General features: G+C 49.2%; 18 protein-coding genes. 17 read left to right on the forward strand and 1 reads right to left on the reverse strand.

Translation table 11 applies throughout. The features are described 5' to 3' along the window. Positions 1-80 precede the first annotated feature (80 nt). The 15 genes from murJ (at position 81) to JXQ28_03105 (ending at position 18,074) form a co-directional block, all read left to right on the forward strand. Complete coding sequence (murJ, locus tag JXQ28_03035) at positions 81-1,646, forward strand: murein biosynthesis integral membrane protein MurJ (GenBank protein MBN2276702.1); 1,566 nt, start codon at positions 81-83, stop codon at positions 1,644-1,646. An 18-nt stretch (positions 1,647-1,664) separates the two neighbouring features. Continuing rightward, the gene (locus tag JXQ28_03040; GenBank protein ID MBN2276703.1) at positions 1,665-3,935 is read left to right on the forward strand and encodes a ComEC/Rec2 family competence protein; all 2,271 of its coding nucleotides are present in this window, start codon (positions 1,665-1,667) and stop codon (positions 3,933-3,935) included. Positions 3,936-4,050: 115 nt separating this feature from the next. Continuing rightward, the gene (locus tag JXQ28_03045; protein ID MBN2276704.1) at positions 4,051-5,259 is read left to right on the forward strand and encodes a DUF4388 domain-containing protein; all 1,209 of its coding nucleotides are present in this window, start codon (positions 4,051-4,053) and stop codon (positions 5,257-5,259) included. Further along, the gene (locus JXQ28_03050; protein MBN2276705.1) at positions 5,259-5,633 is read left to right on the forward strand and encodes a hypothetical protein; all 375 of its coding nucleotides are present in this window, start codon (positions 5,259-5,261) and stop codon (positions 5,631-5,633) included. Before JXQ28_03045 ends, JXQ28_03050 begins: the two co-directional genes overlap by 1 nt. Positions 5,634-5,748: 115 nt before the next feature. Further along, entirely contained in the window at positions 5,749-6,618 is an 870-nt protein-coding gene (locus JXQ28_03055) for a tetratricopeptide repeat protein (GenBank protein MBN2276706.1), read from the forward strand. A gap of 16 nt (positions 6,619-6,634) precedes the next feature. Next, the gene (locus tag JXQ28_03060; GenBank protein MBN2276707.1) at positions 6,635-7,624 is read left to right on the forward strand and encodes a hypothetical protein; all 990 of its coding nucleotides are present in this window, start codon (positions 6,635-6,637) and stop codon (positions 7,622-7,624) included. After that, positions 7,608-7,949: a roadblock/LC7 domain-containing protein gene (locus JXQ28_03065; GenBank protein ID MBN2276708.1), complete on the forward strand. Its 342-nt coding sequence runs from the start codon at positions 7,608-7,610 to the stop codon at positions 7,947-7,949. Before JXQ28_03060 ends, JXQ28_03065 begins: the two co-directional genes overlap by 17 nt. Before the next feature lie 14 nt (positions 7,950-7,963). Next, a complete protein-coding gene (locus JXQ28_03070; protein ID MBN2276709.1) occupies positions 7,964-9,127 on the forward strand; it encodes a hypothetical protein in 1,164 nt (387 codons plus the stop codon). A 13-nt stretch (positions 9,128-9,140) separates the two neighbouring features. Beyond that, positions 9,141-9,629 (forward strand): roadblock/LC7 domain-containing protein, encoded by a 489-nt coding sequence (locus JXQ28_03075; GenBank protein ID MBN2276710.1) that lies wholly within the window; start codon positions 9,141-9,143, stop codon positions 9,627-9,629. 68 nt (positions 9,630-9,697) lie between these two features. Beyond that, positions 9,698-11,389: a type IV-A pilus assembly ATPase PilB gene (pilB, locus tag JXQ28_03080; GenBank protein MBN2276711.1), complete on the forward strand. Its 1,692-nt coding sequence runs from the start codon at positions 9,698-9,700 to the stop codon at positions 11,387-11,389. A 154-nt stretch (positions 11,390-11,543) separates the two neighbouring features. Continuing rightward, a complete protein-coding gene (locus JXQ28_03085; protein MBN2276712.1) occupies positions 11,544-12,620 on the forward strand; it encodes a type IV pilus twitching motility protein PilT in 1,077 nt (358 codons plus the stop codon). A gap of 26 nt (positions 12,621-12,646) precedes the next feature. Then, positions 12,647-13,843 carry a type II secretion system F family protein gene (locus tag JXQ28_03090; GenBank protein MBN2276713.1) on the forward strand — a complete coding sequence of 399 codons (1,197 nt, stop codon included), beginning with the start codon at positions 12,647-12,649 and terminating at the stop codon, positions 13,841-13,843. Positions 13,844-13,893: 50 nt separating this feature from the next. Beyond that, positions 13,894-15,594, forward strand: a complete 1,701-nt coding sequence (locus tag JXQ28_03095) for a PAS domain S-box protein (GenBank protein MBN2276714.1) — start codon at positions 13,894-13,896, stop codon at positions 15,592-15,594. A gap of 100 nt (positions 15,595-15,694) precedes the next feature. After that, positions 15,695-17,449, forward strand: coding sequence for a peptidylprolyl isomerase (locus tag JXQ28_03100; GenBank protein ID MBN2276715.1), 1,755 nt, complete (start codon positions 15,695-15,697; stop codon positions 17,447-17,449). Between the two features lie 10 nt (positions 17,450-17,459). Beyond that, a complete protein-coding gene (locus tag JXQ28_03105) occupies positions 17,460-18,074 on the forward strand; it encodes a hypothetical protein (protein ID MBN2276716.1) in 615 nt (204 codons plus the stop codon). A 13-nt stretch (positions 18,075-18,087) separates the two neighbouring features. Here JXQ28_03105 and JXQ28_03110 read toward each other — a convergent pair whose 3' ends face one another. Next, positions 18,088-18,786 (reverse strand): porin family protein, encoded by a 699-nt coding sequence (locus JXQ28_03110; GenBank protein ID MBN2276717.1) that lies wholly within the window; start codon positions 18,784-18,786, stop codon positions 18,088-18,090. A 123-nt stretch (positions 18,787-18,909) separates the two neighbouring features. On the opposite strand from JXQ28_03110, the gene JXQ28_03115 reads away from it, so the two are divergent. Continuing rightward, on the forward strand, positions 18,910-19,947 hold the full coding sequence (locus tag JXQ28_03115; GenBank protein ID MBN2276718.1) for an aminotransferase class I/II-fold pyridoxal phosphate-dependent enzyme: 1,038 nt from the start codon (positions 18,910-18,912) through the stop codon (positions 19,945-19,947). A 48-nt stretch (positions 19,948-19,995) separates the two neighbouring features. Continuing rightward, positions 19,996-20,913 carry a hypothetical protein gene (locus tag JXQ28_03120; GenBank protein MBN2276719.1) on the forward strand — a complete coding sequence of 306 codons (918 nt, stop codon included), beginning with the start codon at positions 19,996-19,998 and terminating at the stop codon, positions 20,911-20,913. Positions 20,914-20,937 lie beyond the last annotated feature (24 nt).

Genomic DNA, 20,937 nt, shown 5'->3' on the forward strand with positions numbered 1-20,937 from the left:
ACTTATGATGCGGCAATTTATTTATTCCTTTCCAATATAAATTTTAGCCTTTTAATATATACGTTAATTGAAAATTGTCAATGGATAAACTTCGCAGTCAATCATTCGCCGGTTCGGCCGGCACGGTTTCCCTGGCCACCGCTTTTTCGCGGGTTTTGGGTCTTATCCGCGAGCAGGTAGTGGCCTATTTTTTCGGAGCCGGGATGGCTACCGATGCATTTGTGGCGGCCTTCAGGGTCCCCAATCTGCTTCGTGACCTGTTCGCCGAGGGTGCCCTGTCGTCGGCATTTATTCCGGTTTTTAAGGATAAAATGGTTAAAAGCGGGGAGGAGGCCGCATTCCGGCTGGCCAATCTGACATTATCGGCCCTGTTATTGATTGTCGGCCTGGTGGTGGCCATCGGAATAATCCTGACTCCGGGTATAATTTATATTTCGGCCAACGGTTTCACCTCGGAGCCGGCCAAATTCGAAATGACGGTCAACCTGACGCGAATCATGTTCGTCTATCTGCTGATGGTTTCGGTTTCGGCGGTTTTGATGGGGATTTTAAACTCGCTTGGCCGGTTCGGAATTCCGGCCCTGTCTCCGGCTCTTTTCAATATCGGGATGATCCTGGCCCCAATTATCCTGTATGATTATTTCAGTCTGCCGATCTATACGCTGGCGATCGGGGTGGTAGTCGGCGGTATCGGGCAACTGGTTTTTCAACTGCCCTCGCTTTATCGGGTCGGCTTTCGATTCCGATTTATGTTCAGCCTGGCCGATGAGGGGATACGCCGAATCGGTCGGCTGATATCGCCAATGATTATGGGACTTTCGGCCTCGAGAATAAATATCCTGGTTAATACTCTTCTGGCATCGATGCTGATCGAGGGGGCAATGTCATATCTTAATTATTCTTATCGTCTGATGCATTTCCCACTGGGGGTATTCGGGGTGGCACTGGGAACGGTGACACTCCCGCGGGTTTCCGATGATGTGGCGCGAAATGAAACGGCCAGGCTGGTCAGGACTTTTCATGAGGCTATCGGCCTGTCGATGTTTCTGGTTATTCCTTCGGCGGTTTACCTGGCCGGATTCGGGGAGGATTTGATCCGGCTGATTTATCAGCGGGGGGCTTTCGGAGTTGAGGACACCGTGCAGACGGCCCGGGCACTGTATTTTTATGCATATGGTCTGGTTGGTTTTGCCGGAGTCAGGGTGGTCGCTCCGGTCTATTATGCCCTGGGTGATGCCCGGCGGCCGATGTATTACTCGATCATATCGGTCCTTATCAATATCGGTCTGAATTTCGCCTTTATTCCGCTCTGGGGATTCGCCGGTCTGGCGGCGGCCACCTCAGCGGCCGGGCTGGTTAATCTGACCCTGTTGATTATATATCTTCGAGACAAAATCAGCGGGATAAAATACCGGGGAATAATAGTTCATACCGGGAAAATTTTATTTGGAGCCATGGCGGCATTAATCCTTGTCAAATTGATCGACTTTGGTATATTTGTAAATATGGAGAATATTTTCGGCAAAATAATTGTCGTGATTTTGCAGGTCGGCCTGATGGGTGTTTTTTATGTCACCATCCTCTGGTTTTTTCGGCTGAATGAAGTCCGGCGACTGCTGGGATTATTGCATTTGAAAAAGAGATAATTGACGGTTGAGGTTTTTTTGGCAAGAAAACACCCGGCCATACTGGTTCTCGGTGCCGTGGCTGCGGGGATAGTTCTCGCCGACTATTTTGATATTGCTTCCTGGATTTTCCTATTTGTCGCGCTGTTGTTTTTCCCGCTGATCGTCTGGCTTTACCTGAAGGATCATTCCTGTGCGGCAGTCCTGGCCGGACTGGTTTGCCTGACGGCGCTTTCGGCATTCAGTTATACTTTTCGGATAAAAAGCTTTCCGCCCGGTCATATAATTCATCTGGCCGGAGACGGGCGAAATTATACCATTTTCGGAACGGTGACCGATTGGCCGGTTATTAAACGTCATCAGACCACTCTCCTTCTCGATGTCGATTCTCTCGGTTATGAGGGAGTCGTAAGGAAGGGGAAAGGGCGGTTGCTGCTTAAAATTGCGACCGAGACAACCCTGCTGGAATATGGCGATCGAATAATTTACCATGCGAAAATCTATCCGATCAGCGGCGGACCGGGACCGACCGGTTTCAATTACCGCCGTTATCTGAATTTGAAAGAGGTCTTCGGAACCACTTATTTGCCTCACCTTTACACCATCCAGATCGACCCGATCGGGGGATCGAATTTTTATCGGGTTATCGGTTCAATGCGATCCTTTATAATCGATGTTTTTTCACGGACTCTGGACAGCCACACGGCGGCCCTGGCCTCAGGATTTTTAATTGGTGAAACGCGCAATATCCCAGTCGATATCTATAATCTTTTTCGTGACAGCGGGACGCTTCATTTGCTGGCCGTGTCCGGTTCCAATGTAGCTTTGATTGTCGGTCTGTTTTTGATAATATTGCGGGCCTCGCCGTTGAAAACGACCGGGCGGATCGTGATCCTGCTGACGGTTATAGTGTTTTTTTCCTTTTTGTCATACAATCAGCCATCGGTGGTCCGCGCGGCCGTGATGGCCGCCCTGGTGATTCTGGGCCGGGCATTGCAGCGGCGGATAGAATTGAATAATATTATCGCCGCCACAGCCGTGATAATTTTGGTTTTCAAACCGACGGAGTTGTTCGATGTCGGATTCCAGTTATCATTTATAACGGCCTGGGGATTGATTTTTTTCGTTCCCCGGATCGACCGTCTGTTTGGGGGTTTGAAAACGCGATGGTACTACAGGTATTTAATTTTACCGGTCCTGGTTTGCGCTGTGGCCCAGATAGTATCGTTACCCTTGAGTGCCTATTATTTTCAGCGCCTGCCGGTCATTTCCTTCCTTTCGAATCTGGTAATAGTTCCCCTGGTGAGTCTTATGGTGGTCGGAGAGGTCATTTTGATTCTGAGCAGTATGTTACTACCTGAACTGGGTTTTTTCGTCGGATCGCTGTTAAATCCGCCGGGGAATCTTATTTTGAATTTTTTGGAAATTTTCGGTTCGGGGGATTTGAGCGTGTTGCTGAAATTCCAGGTGTCAGGAGTGATTCTGGGAGTCTATTTTATTCTGGTCACGCTTGTTTTTTTCGGCCTGTCATCGCTTCGGGCTCGCCGTATGGCGGTGCTGGCGATTTTGATTATCGCCAATATTGGTCTGTCGGCCCATCTATTCGCCTCCGGGCGGGGAAAACGGATGACGATTTTTCCCGTTCCCGGAGGGATGGTGATGGTCAATCATGGCCCCCCGGCCCAGGTGATTATGACCGATCTGATCGGGCGCGACTATCTTATTTCGGAAACCATTATCGCTCCTTATTTGAATATCAGTCGGGTTGATCGACCTGACATTATTGCTCTTTCCGATGATTATGCCACCGTTCGGGAGGCGGCTTTTCTGACCGATATGTATCCCGGAAGTCAGGTATATATTCCATCCGGGGCGATTCCGGTTTACTTCGATATCAGGGGGAGCGACAGTCTAATGATTGATTCTGCACGGACCCGGTTTTACACTACTGCGGAAGTCGATTTTCGGGATGAATCGCCGGATATTTTTCTTTCGGAAAACCTGATAATTTATGACTGTGACTCATTGGCGCTGGTTTTCGCCGGTGAGGATTATAATCTGGCCGACCTGGTTGAATCGGTCAGGACCGATTCTCCGGCCGACAAACTGGTGCTGGTTAAGCCCAATCTAAGCAGATCAGATCAGGAAATCTTGAAGGGAATCTCGGATCGACTGGATGTCGTTATTTCTGACCGATTTAAGGCGGTTCCGGGGCTATACGAAAATGAGCCGCCGGAATACTTTGAAACCGCCCAAGCCGGTGTTATAGAACTGGTTATAAAGGATGGCCGGATTTCTGTTGAGGATTGAGTAAAATCAGACTATCTCCATGTAAAGAATAATCCCTGTTTTCCCGATAACATTAAAGAAATAGTTGAATTATGGGCTTTTTCCGGCAATCCGCCGGTAAATGAAATGATACGATATGAGTTTAACCGGTAATCTTAAGACAGTTTCATTTCCGGACATACTGCAACTTCTTTCAACCGGCAAAAAGACTGGTGTTCTGCAGGTTTCGACAGCGGCCCGCGAAAAGGAGATCGCTTTCCGGGATGGAAATATTATTTATGCATCATCGATCAATTCTTCCGAGGATCTCCTGGGTAATTTGTTGTTGAAGCGGGGTAAAATATCCAAAATTGATCTTGAAAAGGCAATTGCCCAGCATAAACAGACCGGGCGCCAGCTCGGGACTACGCTGGTGGATATGAACCTCTTCGAAAAGGAAGAGGTGATTGACTGCCTGAAGATGCAAATCGAAGAAATCGTTTATAATCTTTTCAGCTGGAGCGAGGGTGAGTTCAAATTCATCGAGAATGCGGCTCCAAGGAAGATGCAGTTTTCCATTGAGTTAAGCACTATCAGCATTATCATGGAGGGCACCCGCCGAATCGACGAATGGGTTGAAATCCAGAAAGTCCTTCCCCCCGATGATGTCAAATTACAGTTAAGCCTGACTCCTAAAATCCATAAAGAGACTATTACGCTGTCACTCGAGGAATTCAAGATTCTGTCGTTGATTAACGGGGAGCGAACCCTGCCCGATTTAATCAACGCCTCGCCGGTCGGGGAATTCGTCACCTACCGGGCGCTGTACCGGTTGATTCTCGGCGGCCTGGTGCAATCGGCCGGCCGGGCGGCCAGCCGGGATGAGATCGTAGAAAACGAGGAAGAGGTCATTCTTTCGATCCTGTTTACTTTATACAACAGCTGTTTTTATCGAATCCGTGCCATAGTAGAGGAAATTGTCGGCGATCAGAATCCGATGTTCAATAAATATCTGGCCAGTTTCCGGAACGGTTTTCTGACATTTTTCCCGGGATTCGATCCGGGCTCGAATCTCAACTCGTCTTTTGACAAATTTTACACCGAGATTTTAAAGATTCCGGCGACGGTTCGGATGCATAATGTTATGAGTGCGCTGGAAAATATGCTCAGCAATCAACTTGAATATGTTTTTTACTTTCTTGGTTCGGGCATTTATCGTTCTGCCGCCGGCAGGGTGAGAAAAGAGATATCGGAGCCGATGGCATTACGACGCGAACTGGTGAAAAGGTACAAGATTGATGATAATCTTTTCAGCTCTATCAAGAAAGCCGATAGGGTTGTCAAGCTGGTGAAAGGTGCATCGTAATGAAAAGAGTCGGTTCCCTGATATTCATAATTGCGTTAATGGTGCTGGGTTCGCATCAGCCGGCCCGGGCGGCATTCAACATGGATAATTTATCTTCCCCTTCGGGCCTGATAAATATTGTAGTCCTTTTGTGTGCCGTTATTTGTCTGGTCTGGGCCTTAAAGATAATGTCGCTGGTTCGCGGCGGTTTGATTTCAAAAAGCTGGCAGATGTTTGCGCTTGGATTCAGCTTTTTAATAATGGCCCAAGTCATTGTTGTTCTGCAGGAAGCGGGCTTTTTCAGTGTGCCCGGATACCTGACGACCGCACTATATTTAATTATGACAATAACTTGGCTGATGGGATTATATCAGACGCGAAAAGTGCTGGGTTAGTTTTTTATTTGATTGACATAAGTGCAAAGGACCATTATAATTATGGTGCGAGTAAATATGACCCATTTTAATTCTTTGAAATACAATGGCTTGTCGGTCATAATGGAGCGGTAACATGGCTCAACTTACGGAACTGGACGATAGAATAGCCAAATGTAACAAGATCTTAGGCGAGAATCCTAATTCGCAGATCTTTGCCGCCCTGGCCGAGGCTTATCGCAAAACCGGCGAGGTGGATAAGGCTTTTCGCATATGCCAGAACGGACTTAAAATCCATCCGGACTATGGTTCGGCCCATATGGTCATGGCCAAAATCAATCTTGATAAGGGCCTTTATGACTGGGCGGAGATGGAAGTAACCAAGGCGGTAGAACTGGATGGTGAGAGTCATGCCACCATGGTGTTGATGGCCGAAATATTCATATACAAGGGGGAATTCGCCAGGGCCACGAAAATATTGAACCAGCTTCAGGCCATTGATCCCCGGAATTCCCACGTTAGCAAGCTTCTTGAGATGGCCCGGAAGATACCTCTGGAATCACCGGAGAAAAAGACGGTTGTATCCGAACCGATAGCGGGGGCCAAGGAAGCCCCGATTTCATCTCAGACGGCGGTATCGGAAAGCGATGAAAAGATCAGTATTGGCGGAATGCTGGACAGTATTTCTTCCATCAACGGTATTGAGGGGGTTTTATTGGTCAACGGTGAGGGCCTGGTGGCCGATGCCCGCTGGGACAGCCGTCAGCCGGCCGAGTTATATGGGGCGGTGGCCAAGGATATTGAAGCGGTCATCAAATCGCAAATAGAGATATCTCATTTCGGCAGTTATGAAAATATACTGGTGGAAGCCGAGGATCTAATCATTAATCTTCTGCCGATTGACAATAACCTGCTGGTGATAAGAGCCAACAAGCATATCAATCTGGGGACGCTCAGGATGAAGTTGTCCGGGCTGATGAGTAAATTGTCGTTGGAAATCAGCTGATGGGTGGTAAGTTAACATGTTGATTTATAACAAAGAGTATTTCAAAGTCCTTCTTTTCTCGACTTTACTGGTGATGGTTCCGATGTTTTATTTCCCGGCCCGGTTCGGGATGGACCTGGCCATGGGATCATTCACGTACTCCATGTTTGAAATTGTTTTTTACGGCCTGGTCTTTTATCTATTCCGGCCGAAAGTCACCCTTATTCAACTTTTTGCCGGAGCCGGCCTGACTTTTTTGTATCGAATCATGATCGGGTCGGTATTCGGTATTTTCCTGTCCTTTATGTACCACATGAATTTTTCCGTATCTCTGGCGCTCGGTGTTTCCCGTTATTTGCCGGCCATCCTGCTGCAAGTTATGGCGGCGCCATTTGTCATGCGGCCGTTTTTCCTTTTGATCGTCGATCAGACGGTTGTGGAACGACGCCCCGCCAGGCGTGAGCGGCCGATCACAACCGCCGTCCAGCCGAGAAAAGATATAGAGGAGGTCGAATCAATCATGCCATTCCATTCGCGTCCGGAAAGCCGTCCGGTTCGAACCGGGAGTGATAGTATCTCCGAGGGCGGGCCCTCCGGTATTTCTCTCGGGTCGAATATGGATGGTTTCGATCGGGCTGTTAAATATCTCGGGGAGCATCATGCGGTCGTATTGGCGACGGTGGTCGATTCCGAGGGGCTGACCCTGGGGACTTTCAAGCGCGGCGATATCGACCCGGATATCTGGGCTCCATATTCGCTGTTGTTTCGGAAAGCCAACAGCGCCCTGTTGCACCGTGCAGGCGATCAGGACAATATTGAAAATATCGATATGATTTTCGGGTCAAGACGACTGGTTATTGTCAAGACCGTCAACTTTAACCTGCTGGTTCTCTCGAATCATGAAGAAGACGAGCTTCTCAATATCAGAATCAAGCAGGCGGCTGAAATTGTAAAAAAATACGCATCCGAACGCTATGGCAGGCTGCTGCCGGCGAATACGGGGGAGCAATATGTATCACATACTTGAAGATCTTAATAAAACCAGCGGCATAACCGGATCGATGATTGTCGGTAAAGACGGCATTGTCATAGCTTCTGATCTTGATACTTCTTTCGAGGAAGAAGCGGTGGGGGCCCTGGCGGCTTCCATTACCAGCAATATCCAGAAATCCATGGATCGTCTGGAGCAGAGACCTCTCAACCAGGTAACTATTGAGGCCGGGTCCGGAAAGTTATTTTTCTCCGATGCCGGAATAGGCCTGTTGGTGGTTACGGCTGAATCGGATGTTAATATCGGTTTGATTCGGCTCGAAATTAAAAATGCCATTTCCAGGATAAGCAGTAATAATTAGCCAAAAAGGGAATTATGGTAGCTATTAATTACGCAACCAGGGAAGTCACCTGTAAGATCGTCTATTACGGTCCGGGGCTGTCAGGCAAGACGACCAATCTGCAGATGATTCACGACAAGGTCCCTCAAAATACCAGAGGGAAGATGATTTCACTGGCAACCGAGGCTGATAGAACCCTTTATTTTGATTTTTTGCCGATCAATATCGGGACTATCAGCGGTTTTGCGGCCAAGTTTCAACTGTACACGGTTCCGGGACAGGTCTATTACAATGCCACCCGGAAACTGGTTTTACGCGGGACCGACGGTTTGGTCTTTGTCGCCGACAGCCAGCCGGATAAAATGGATGAAAATATTGAATCCCTCAATAATATGAAAGAGAATCTGGCCGAGTATGGTTATGATATCAAAGACCTGCCGATTGTCATTCAGTACAATAAACGGGATTTACCCAACATTCTTCCGGTCGCCGAACTTGAAGCCAAACTCAATGAGCTGGGCTGGAAGCATTTCGAGGCGGCGGCTGTCAGCGGGACAGGAGTTTTCGATACTCTGAAAATGATAATCAAACTGGTTCTTGATAAAGCCCGTTCCAGTCAGTCGAACTCGGCGAGGTCCAAACCCTCGGTTGCCGCGGCCCCGGCCTCGCGAGCCGAAGGGGGCGCCGATCAGGCCCCGCCGGCGGTGCATACGGAGACAAAAACGGAAGTAGCCCCGCGATCGGCCTCGGATACCGCCCCGATTAGGCAGGCGGCTTACCAGGCCGAGAGTGTCCGTGAGGCGGAAGAACAGGCCGCTCGCCCGGAACATGAATTCCATGGAGATGAAGCTCCGATTGTCCGGGAATCACGTCAGGCCGCGGAGTCCCATGAGGATCGCGAGGCCGGACCTTCCCCGGAGCAGGCCGCGATTGAAGAGGAAAACTGGGGGCAGGATCGGCCGTACCCGGGATCGACGGGCAGAATACCAAGACGGGGAAAACGGATCACTGTTTCAGATTTCCAGCCGGCTTCAAAAGATGAAGATATTTCGACGCTCAAGAGCGGTTTAAGTGAGACCGCCGATGGCGATGATACAGAAAACGACCAGAAGCTGCCGACCCCGATGATGGCGCGTTCCAACCGGGTGGTCAAGAAGAAACGCGGTTTCTTTAAGCGGCTGTTTGGAATAAAGCAATAAGGAGGAGCCGTCCGTGAACGATGATAACCTGATTATTTATGAAGAAGAGATAGAAAAGATAGATTCTATCCTGGCCCGGATGTTGAAAGGGGCCGAGGCCAAGTGCGCTCTTCTGGTTGACAAAGACGGCCATTTAATTACCCGTCAAGGTTTTACGCATTCTCTCGACACTACTGCTCTGGCGGCCCTGCTGGCCGGCTCCTTTGCCTCGACCAAAGAAATCGCCAGACTGGTCGGCGAATCGGAATTCTCGGTTCTTTTTCACCAGGGCAAGAAAGACCATATTCACATGTCGCTGGTGGGGGACCGTTCGATTCTGGCGGTAATATTCGATGACCGCACGACCATCGGGATGGTACGTCTGTATGCCAAAGAGACAGCCATTGACCTGGCCCGTATTTTCGTGTCCCTGAAAGCCAAGGGGCAGGCCGATAACCGCGGGCTGGCCGACGATTTTGCCGCTTCTGCCGGAGAGAAACTGGACGACATATTCCAGGATTGAGATCTGAGTCGGGCATATGATGTTTTCTGCCGGAGGATGTCTCTGCACCGAGAGTTGGGTTTTTCCAAATGTCTGATGAATTAGGTGCCATACTCGTCAAGGCGGGCAAGATTTCGCAGGAACAGCTGGATCGAGCCCTAGCCCTGGTGAATGATAAAAAACAGAAATTCGAGCAGGCGTTGGTGACCGTGGGCGCCATTGCTTCCGAGGATGAGTATACCACATTTATCGGCAAGCAACTCAATATGGGCACGCTCCGGCTTTCCGATATTGAACTTAATCCGGAAATCGTCAAACTCATCCCGGTCGATATCGCCCGTAAATTCAATGTAATCGCCATTTCCAAGCTGGGCAAAAACCTGATTGTTGCCATATCCGATCCCAATAACATTTATGTTCTCGATGCCGTCAAGTTCATTACCGGGTGTTCTATCCAGCCGGTTATCTCGCCGGAAAAGGCCATCCAGAAGTCTATCGAGGTTTATTACAAGGATGAGAATGCCCTTTCGGTGATTATCAAAGGGTTGGAGGACGATACCAACCTGGAAGTCATCGAGGCCGAGGAAGGAATTTCGGAGGCGGATTTACAATCGGCCATCCAGGACAAGCCGCTGGTTAAGCTGGTTGATTCCATTATCGCCGACGCCATCCGGACCGGAGCTTCCGATATTCATTTTGAATGCTATGAAAAGCGGATTCGGGTTCGTTTTAGGGTTGACGGGGATCTACATGAAAAGGACCCGTTGCCGTTCAAGTATCGGGCGGCCATCATCTCCCGGCTGAAAGTCATGGCTGATCTGGATATCTCCGAACGGCGGTTGCCGCAGGACGGGCGAATCAAGATTAAAATCGGCGAACGTACGGTTGACCTGCGAGTCTCGGTTTTACCGACCATTTTCGGCGAGAAGGTGGTTATGCGAATTCTTGATCCGAAGGCGCTCATGGTCGATATGACCAAACTCGGATTTACCACGGCGGCTTTGAAAAGATTCGACAAAGCCATTCACCTGCCTTACGGAATTATCCTTGTAACCGGACCAACCGGTTCCGGTAAAACGACCACCCTGTATTCGGCCTTGAAGCAGATCAATACGACCGATATCAATATCATGACGGCTGAGGACCCGGTCGAATTTAACTTCGACGGAATCAACCAGGTTCTGGTCAAGTCCGAAATCGGATTGACTTTCGCCGCGGCCCTTCGGTCTTTTTTGCGGCAGGACCCCGATGTCATCATGGTCGGTGAGATTCGAGACGGGGAGACGGCCGAGATCGCCATCCGGGCCGCTCTGACCGGACATCTGGTTTTCTCTACTCTGCATACCAATGATGCCCCGTCATCAATCATGCGTCTGGTCGATATGGGAGTCCCGGCCTACCTTGTGGCCGGGGCCACGCGTTTGATTATGGCTCAGCGAATGACGCGGAAAATCTGCCAGGCCTGCAAGGTGGAGCAAAAGCTGACCGAGGAACAGCTTCAGGCTCTTCATGTTCCCGATGAGATGCTCAAGGGACTGGTTGCCTATCGCGGTCAGGGATGCAGTGAATGCAACAATACCGGCCTTTCGGGTCGATCCGGCATATATGAAGTGATGAATGTTTCCCATGATGTCGAACGGATGATTCTGGCCAACGCCTCGGAAAACGAGCTCCGGGAGCAGGCCATCAAGGATGGTATGTTAACTCTGCGGATGGCGGCGGTGGACAAGCTCCGACAGGGCTTGATTTCTATCGACGAGGTTTTTGCGGTCACTTCTTAAAAAAGCCGTCCCGATTTTCCCAAAAATTCAAATTCCTTACATTTCAACAGGTTAAGTAATTCAAACCATAATATTCTTTTCAAGATTGGCCCGTATTTTCCGATAACTATTATGATGACCGGACTGATTAGGAATTTATTTCTCAGGAGAAAATATGGTAGGCTTACGACAGCTTCTTGAAGAGATGGTGAAAATGGATGCTTCCGACCTTCATCTGACCGTCGGTTCGCCGCCGGTGGTCCGTGTCGATGGCAAATTGAATCGAATGCCATATGATCTTCTCATGCCGGAAGATACCAAGAAACTGGCCTATTCGATGATGAATGAGAAGCAACGATTAAAATTCGAAACCAACTCGGAGCTTGATCTATCATTCGGGATTGAACAGATGAGCCGTTTCCGCTGTAATATTTTCATGCAACGGGGGAATGTGGCCGTCGCCCTGAGACAGATTCCTTTTCGTATAAAGACCTTCGAAGAACTGGGATTGCCCAAGGTAATCGCCGATATGGCCAAACTGCCGCGGGGGCTGGTCCTGGTAACGGGTCCGACCGGGTCCGGTAAGTCCACCACGCTGGCGGCCGTGATTGATAAGATCAACCGGGAGCGACCCTGCCATATTATTACGGTCGAGGATCCGATCGAATATCTGCATCGGCATCAGGCCTCGATCGTCAATCAACGCGAAGTTTACAGCGATACCCAGTCGTTTTCATCGGCCCTGAAGTACGCTCTGCGCGAGGACCCGGATGTGGTTCTGATCGGTGAAATGCGCGATCTGGAAACGATCGAATCGGCCCTTAATATCGCTGAGACCGGTCACCTGGCTTTTGCCACGCTACATACCAACTCCACGGCCGAATCGATCAACCGGATAATCGACGCCTTTCCGACCAACCAGCAGGAACAGATTCGGATTTCCCTTTCCTTCAGTTTGCAGGCGGTCGTATCGCAGTGCCTTATTCCGAGGATTGGCGGAGGGCGCTGTCTGTCGATGGAAATTATGGTTTGCACTCCGGCTATCCGGGCCCTGGTTCGTGACGATAAGGTTCATCAGATATACAGCATGATACAATCCGGCCAGAAGTACGGCATGAAGACCATGAATCAGTCTCTGGCGGAGTTGTACAACACTGGAAAAATAACCATAGGTGATGCCATGGGCTTCAGTTCCAATACCCAGGAATTGAATGAAATGCTGTCGCGATCAAAATCGCCGGCGATGGCCTGATCAGGCATGCAGGAAAGGGATAGCTTATGCCCGTCTTTGAATACAAGGGAAAAACACTGGCCGGTGCGGTCGTTCAGGGTGAACTGGATGCCAAGGATAGAGGTGATCTGGAACGAATTCTGCGCCGTAACCGAATAATGGTATCAAGTATCCGCAAAAAACCGGCGGAACTCAAGATTAAATTCGGGACCGGTATTAAAAAAGTCGATATTTCCAGGTTCACCCGGCAATTCGCCACCATGATCGGGGCCGGTTTGCCAATGGTGCAGTGTCTCGATATTCTCTCCTCCCAGATGGAGAACAAAGAGCTGTGTAAGATTATAACCAGTGTCAAGGAAGGTGTTCAGGGAGGGGAAACGCTCTCGGAGGCTCTTAAAAGACACAGCAAGGTGTTTGACCAGCTTTATACCAACATGGTTGAGGCCGGAGAAGTGGGTGGCGCGCTTGACAGTATTCTTGTCCGTCTGGCCATTTATCGGGAAAAAGCCGATGCCCTGATCCGCAAGGTCAAGGGAGCATTAATATATCCGACCATCATCAGTATTGTGGCGGTTGGCGTCACCATCGCCATGCTGGTTTTCATTGTGCCGGTTTTTGCCAATATGTTCGGCAGTCTGGGGGCGGAACTTCCCAAACCGACCCAGATCGTTCTTTCCATAAGCGGTTTTCTCCAGCGGAACTTCCTTTTCATACTGATTGGGTTGATGGTCGCGGTAGGGGTTTTCATCTACTGGATTCGAACCCCGGGTGGGCGTTTGACCTTTGATGGGCTCCTGTTGAGGGCGCCTGTTTTCGGCGACCTAGTCAGGAAATCCTCAGTTGCCCGGTTCACGCGAACGCTGGGGACACTGTTGTCATCGGGTGTGTCGATTCTTGATGCTCTGGAAATCACGGCTAAAACGGCCGGCAACATGGTTATTGCCAGGGCCATTAAAAAATCGGTATTATCCATCGCCGAAGGTGATACCATCACTGCCCCGTTGAAGGAATCCGGCGTTTTCCCACCTATGGTAACCCAGATGATTTCGGTCGGTGAAAAAACCGGCGGGCTGGATGAAATGCTGGCCAAAATCGCCGAGTTTTATGATGAGGAGGTCGATGCGGCGGTTTCGGCCCTGACGTCAATCATCGAGCCGGTGGTTATTGTCGTCATGGGTATTGTCATCGGCGGTTTGCTGGTAGCCATGTATCTCCCGATGTTTGATATTATCGGCAAGATATAGATAACGTCAATCAGGATAAGGGCGCCCGGCGGCGCCCTTTTATTTTCAATATGAACAGCAGGACCATATCGATCAAAGCCGGCTGGCTGATTTCGCTGCGCCTGGCCACTTATGTAATCATCTCCGGGATTGTAATATACTGGTTACGCTATCCGAATTTACTCAGTTTTCCTTTTTTCGCCTATTCGCTTTTGACCCTGATGCTCCCGATGCTGCTGATTGCCCAAAGATGGTTCGATTTACGATTTCTTTCGAAAGCCATTCCGCTGATCCAGATCGTTCTCGAAATAGTGATCGAAGTGGGAATCATTTATACTACCGGAAATATTTCGTCGGCTTTTTCGGCTCTGTTCATCCTGACCATCATATCGGCGGCCCTGGTGACCAATCTGGCCGGGACTCTCGGGGTAGCCTCACTGGTATCAATTTCATATTCTTTTGTGGTCTGGTTCGGTCTGACTATCGGGGGGACTCCCGGGTCATCGACCAAAGCCCTGCAGACCATTTTTTCATCCGATGATGCCGCTTTTTATAATATTTTTCTTCACATCCTGACTTTTTTCCTGGTGGCTTTTATCTCCGGCTATTTGGTCGAACGTCTGAAGTCGAAAGACCGTGAACTGGAGGATACATCCAAGGCTTTAAGGCAGGCCCGGCTGGAAACGGATGATATTCTCAGACATCTTAATTCCGGTCTCTTTACGATCGATCGGGACGGCAGGATTATTTATTTTAACCGCGCCGCGGAGGAAATCCTTGGGTACAGGGAGGAGGATATCAAAGGCAACGACTTACGGGATATTTTCAGCACCCGGATGCCGGAACTGGTTGAGAATCTGCTTGAGGTTCTGAATTCCGAAAAACGCAGTCCCCGCAGTGAAATATCCATAACCAATCCGGCCGGGATAAATATTCCGCTGGGCATTTCGACATCGCTTCTTATTGACGATGATAGCGCTATTCGCGGTGTTATTGCCATCTTCCAGGATTTGACAGAAACAAAGAAGCTGGAGGAAAAAATCAGGGCCGCCGATAAGATGGCCGCGGTGGGCGAATTGTCGGCCGCCATAGCCCATGAAATCCGCAATCCGCTGGCGGCCATATCCGGGTCGGTCGAGGTTCTTCGGGAGGAATTGAAACTGGCCAATGAAAACCAGAGACTGATGGATTTAATTGTCCGGGAATCAAGCCGCCTTAATAATATTCTGTCCGATTTTTTACTCTATGCCCGGGGACGCCGATCGGCCTTTAAAAAAGTCGAGTTGTGCCGTTTGGTGAGCGATGTCATCGAGGTCGTCAAGCACCATCCTTCGTATCATAAAGGAATCGATCTCAAAATGAAGGCCGAGGAATCGTTCATTTATATTTTCGGTGACGATGACCAGATCATGCAAATTCTAATCAATCTGGCGGTCAACGGCTGTGAGGCCGTTGGTGATAAAACCGGCCATATTGTCATTGATATTATTCCCGATGATCCGGGGGGAATTATTATCGAAGTTAGTGATGATGGTCCCGGAATCGATGCTTCCATCCGGACCCGGATCTTCGATCCTTTCTACTCCACCAAAAACTACGGAACCGGGTTGGGATTGGCAATTGTCCAGCGCCTGGCCGGAAATCTCGGAGCCGAGATTTCCTGTTACCCGGGCTCCCCCGCCGGTACGGTTTTCAGGCTGCAATTCAACCAGATGTCGGGTTTTCCGCAAAAATCAGAATCCCGCCCGATGACAATTTCATCCCATTCCTGAAATAGACTCGCCCGGAATATATTTGGGCTTGATTTTCGCAGCGAATTGTATAAATTTCGTATTTTCTGTAATTAAACGTTTAGAAAGACGGAATTGTATCATGAAGAAGTGTCTTTTATTGATTATAGCAATCCTGGTTACCGCGGCTGTTATAGCAGGATGTAAAACCGAATCGCTGACCCGTGACGATATTCTCGCCAATAATTTTCCGGTGGTTGTTATTGATGACGGTCAGTCGAAAGTGATGGCCACCGATCTTTATTTGCGATTGGCCAATAGTGATTTACTTGAAAAAGGCGGGGTGGTTGATTCCAGTGTATTTTTCGATACCCTGCGGGAAATTGTCCTTGATTCGATAATATCCCTCGAGGCTTTCAAGGTTGATCTTAAGAAAGACCTGCCTCTTTACCGAACTTACCGGGTTCGGTTCGAGGATTTTTATGTTAAGTATCTTTACGAGAAACTGGTTATTGATTCCATTCAGGTCGATTCGGCCGAGGTGGACAGCTTTTTCCGAAGCCGGCCGGAGACTTTCAGTTACCGGGAACAGGTCAGGGCGCGCGCACTGGTTATTTCCGCCGATGGTTTGAAGCGCGGAGCTGATTCCCTGGAATATAAAGGATACACAGATCCCCAGTTGGATTCCATGGCCCGCGACAGTATTTATGTTCTTCGGGCCCAGGTTGACTCCGGGGCCGATCTGGGGCAGTTGGCTTATGATTATTCGATGAATCGCGAAACCGGTAAGAAAGGCGGGGAACTGGGATACTTTTTCCGGAATACATACCGCAAGGAGTTCGAGGATCATGCCTTTTCGCAGGCCCCGGGGACTGTTTCCGAGCCATTCAAGACACCCGATGGCTGGAATATCCTGGAGGTAATCGATCATGTCGATTCCGGGCAGGCTCCTCTGACGCCGGAATTCTACGAGCAGGCTCGTCAGATGCTGCGTCTGGAGCTGGCCCGGACGCGCAGTGTCGGATTCATGGATTCCATTATAGCCGCCGCCGATATTGTCTATAACGATTCGGCTCTGTCGAATCCCAACCTGTATGCCGTTCCGGATTCGGAATGGGCCGCCATTATCAATCATATCGATACCATATTATTTTATAAGTTGCCGGATTATCTTCATCAGTACAAAGCCGGGAACGGATATGATACCCTGACGCTGGATCGGATCCATGATGGTATTGCTTTTAAGGCGCGGACCAACCTGCTGATACTGGCGGGTAACGATCTGGGTATGCTGGAGCGGCCCGATGCCAAAAAACAGCATGATGATCTGTACCATAAATATGCCAAGGATATGGTGGAAAAAGCCAGCCATGACTATGATTGGACACCATCGGACAGCCTGATTGAGGATTATTACCAGCGTAATATAAATAAATATGTTTTTGATAAGCCGGTTTATGTGCAACATATAATAGTCCAGGATTCCCTGTACGGAGAATTCCTCCGCGACCAGGCGCTTTCGGGTGTAGATTTTCTCGATCTGGCCAAGGAAAATTATCCTGGGGCGGAAGAAATTCGGGTGGCCGCGGCGGATCTGGGCTGGATCGGGGAAGGGGAAATGCCGGAGGCTTTTTACCGGGCGGCTCTTATGACCTCACCCAAGCATATCACCCATCCGGTCAAAACCGAATGGGGTTATCATATTATCAAGGTGGTCGATCGACGGTACAATATGACCCTGGAACAGGTTCGGGCTTCTATTGTGGATGCCCTGAAAAAGATTCATCAGGCGGAACTCCGGGCCGACTGGGAACGCTCCTTGATGGATAAACACCGGATAAAATACAATCTTGAGCCCATTAAACGAATCACCATGGCGTCCAAAGACCGCCGTTAGTGCGTTTTAGATGGTGCAAAATCAGGCTTCAAAGAATATTTCTTTCAAGGGGGAACTCCTCCGAAAGCTGACTCACCTGGGCGCTTTCACCATTCCGGTTGGCTATTATGTTCTCGGCCTGAGCCGATCGGAAGGCCTGATAATCATGATCCCCATTACCCTGCTTATGATCATGATTGATATTAGTCGATTGCGGGGATGGGAATTGTGGGATCGGATCGGCTGGCTGATTCGGCCGATGTTGCGCCGGACCGAAACCGGCGGGGATTTCACAGGGGCCACTTATATTCTTGTGACCGCCTGTCTGGTGATCGCCATATTCTCCAAACCGATCGCGGTAGCCTCGCTGGCCTTCATCATCGCCGGCGATCCTCCCTCGGCCCTGATCGGAAGCCGCTGGGGTAAACGCCGGTTCAAAAACAAATCGTTCGAGGGCTCGCTGAGTTTCCTGGCGGCGGCTTTAATCGTAGCTCTGATAACGCCCGGTTTGCCATTGACAGTTACACTGATAGGAGCCGTGGTGGCAACCGTTACCGAGGCGGTATCATTTGAAATCGATGATAATATCACTGTCCCGCTGGTCAGCGGGCTGGCCATGTTTCTTCTATTGAAATTATTTTTTTAGCAGTTAAATATTATCAGTCGAGGGGAATGCTGTAAATTAATCCCCCGGTAATATTTATCCCCGATCCTTTTAAACCGTTAGGAATTTCAGCCCAATCTCCAATGCCCCTGGCCCGGCTGTAATTAATGTATCGATAGGTAATACCGGCATTGAGATTCAACTTCGGCATGACATAAAGATTAATTCCGGCGCCAAGGTTGATTCCGACTCCCGTGAATCGGGCGTCTTCAAAGACGCTTTGATAGGTTCCTGAGACGGAGCCGTTCTTGGCTGTGAAACGGGGGACGGAGATGCCGAATAATAAATATGGTTCTACCGGAGAAGCATCATAAAATGCTTTAAGATTGCCACTGAAGATAATCAGAGTAGCAGTGCTGGTCCAGGTGCTTTGCGTTACATCATGTGATGTCCGTTCAAAGGCAAGTTCAGCGCCGAAACCTAATTTTCCGTTGAAATATTTTTCATATCCGGCAACGGCACCGAATCCGATTGCCCCATCGGCATCAGGGATATAAAAGCCTTCCTGAAGGCCGCTGTTATAAAGAGAAAGGCTTCCATCAAAATCGCCACCGACGGTATTGTAGGGCAGGGTCAATCCCAGGTAGATTTTTTTAGGGAATGACTGCGAGAATGCAAAAGACGAAGTCAATATTAACATGGCCGCTATGCAAAAAAGGCATCGGCGCAGATTATTTCCTGAAAGTAAATTCATATCATATCCTCCGGTTTTTGAAAATGATGTGGTCATATATACCATATAATGGTGCTGTTGTCAATTATATCCAAAAGCAAAATTCCTCTGGTCAGAATCGGTTTGAGTGGTTATATTCGGCAGATGGAATATATTGACCTAAGATCCGATACTATCACCAAACCGTCGCCGGCCATGCGGAAGGCTATTGCCGAGGCCGAGGTGGGCGATGATGTTTTCCGTGATGACCCGACTGTTTTGCGTCTGGAAAAAACGGTCGCCGAGCTTTTCGGCAAAGAGGCGGCCCTTTATGTACCTTCCGGAACGATGGGCAACCAGGTGGCTTTGAAAACCATATCGGAGCCGGGCTGGGAAATTCTTTGCGAACGGGATTGTCATATTGTCAATTATGAGACGGCCGGTCCGGCGATCCATTCCTCGCTTTTGGTTAATATGATCGACACCGAATACGGGGCTTTCACGGCCGAGCAAATCGAAAGCCGGGTGCGTGATATTACCATCCACAGTCCGATCACCAAAATTGTAGAGGTTGAGAATACCCATAATCGCCACGGGGGAACCATTTTTCCGCTGGAGGAAATCCATCGGATCAGAAGGGTGGCGGATCGACATAACCTGATCATGCATCTCGACGGGGCGCGAATCTGGAACGCTCATGTGGCAACGGGGATTCCCCTGGCCGATTGGGTGGCACCGTTCGATTCGGTTTCAGTTTGTCTTTCAAAAGGACTTGGGGCGCCGATCGGGTCAGTTATTCTGGGTAATCATGATTTTATCAAGCGGGCATTACGGACTCGCAAGCTGTTCGGGGGCGGGATGCGCCAGGCCGGGATTGTTGCCGCGGCCGGGCTTTATGCGGTCGAGCATAATATTCCCAGGCTGGCCGAGGATCATGAGAACGCGCGTTTGCTGGCCGAGGGGTTGAGCCGAATTGATGGTTTCGATATCGATTTGAAACGGGTGCAGACCAATATTATTCTGGCGGACATCCCCAAAACCGGTTTGACCTCGATGGAGGCCTTAAAAATAATGAGGGAACAGGGAGTTCTGGCAGTGTCCTTCGGCAAAACCAGGCTGCGTTTTGTGACCCATCTGGATGTCAATCGCGAGCAATGTCTTAAGGCCGTCAAAATAATCGCCGGATTGAAATTGAAAAAGTGAAATAAACGGCGCCAGTTTCATATAGATGATAACCGGGCCGGAGAGGATATGATTATGACGATGGAAACTTTTATGGATATCCCGACACTCAAAGATTTCTGTAATCATCCTGATTATGAAAATAGCCTGCATCGGATCGAGGAATTGAATGCGCGCGAGAGGTTGAATCTGAATCTCAACCTGTTTCCCTTTTTCGAGCAACTGGGAACTTCCGAGAATGAGGAATCGTACCGTAAAATCCAAGGATTTATCAACAGCACCCTGGCTATCAAGGATGAAAACGTGCTGTTGCCGGTGGAGCTTTATGTCTGGCGGATGTCGGATGCTTTGCCGGATGATTCTCTTCGGGACGGTAGTTTATTCTGGTTCGAGTTAATCAACGATTTTTTCCAGGGTAAAGGGCCTGAGGAAATGGCCGACAACCTGGCCAAGGTCAAAGATTACCGGGACAAGGCGTACAAGTATATCACCAATTTCGGCGAGGCGGTGCGAGCCCATGCGGCGGGATTCGCCAATCCGTCCGGACTGCGGCAGACTTTTGCAGGCAACAGCGATCTCGTCAATGATTTCCGCCGGTTTATTTTCGATAAACTTCAATTGCGGTTTAAACTCAAGGGAGTCATGAACAATTACCCGGATTTTCAATACATGGTGCAACGGTTGATTTCATTGTTTTATCTGGCTGATGTGCAAATTTGTTACAACCTGAATCTGCTTGAGGGTGCCGCGCCGGATGACCGGGAGTATATCGATCTGGAACAGATTGTTTATCTTAACGGTTGTGATTATTTTATTACCAATAATAAAAAATATCTCAGGTTAATTAACGAATGTTCTTTTGCGGATCTTAAGGGTCGAGCGATTTCACTGGATACATTTATGGAATGGCTTAAATCCGAGAATTTCAATCCGGAGAAAAAGGCGCTGGTGTTTGTCTCCCGGCTGGATTTCGAGATCGAGGAATAGAGAGACGAAAACTTTAAGGGGGGG

This window comes from Candidatus Zixiibacteriota bacterium, assembly GCA_016933955.1.
Classification (GTDB): Bacteria; Zixibacteria; MSB-5A5; order GN15; family PGXB01; genus JAFGTT01.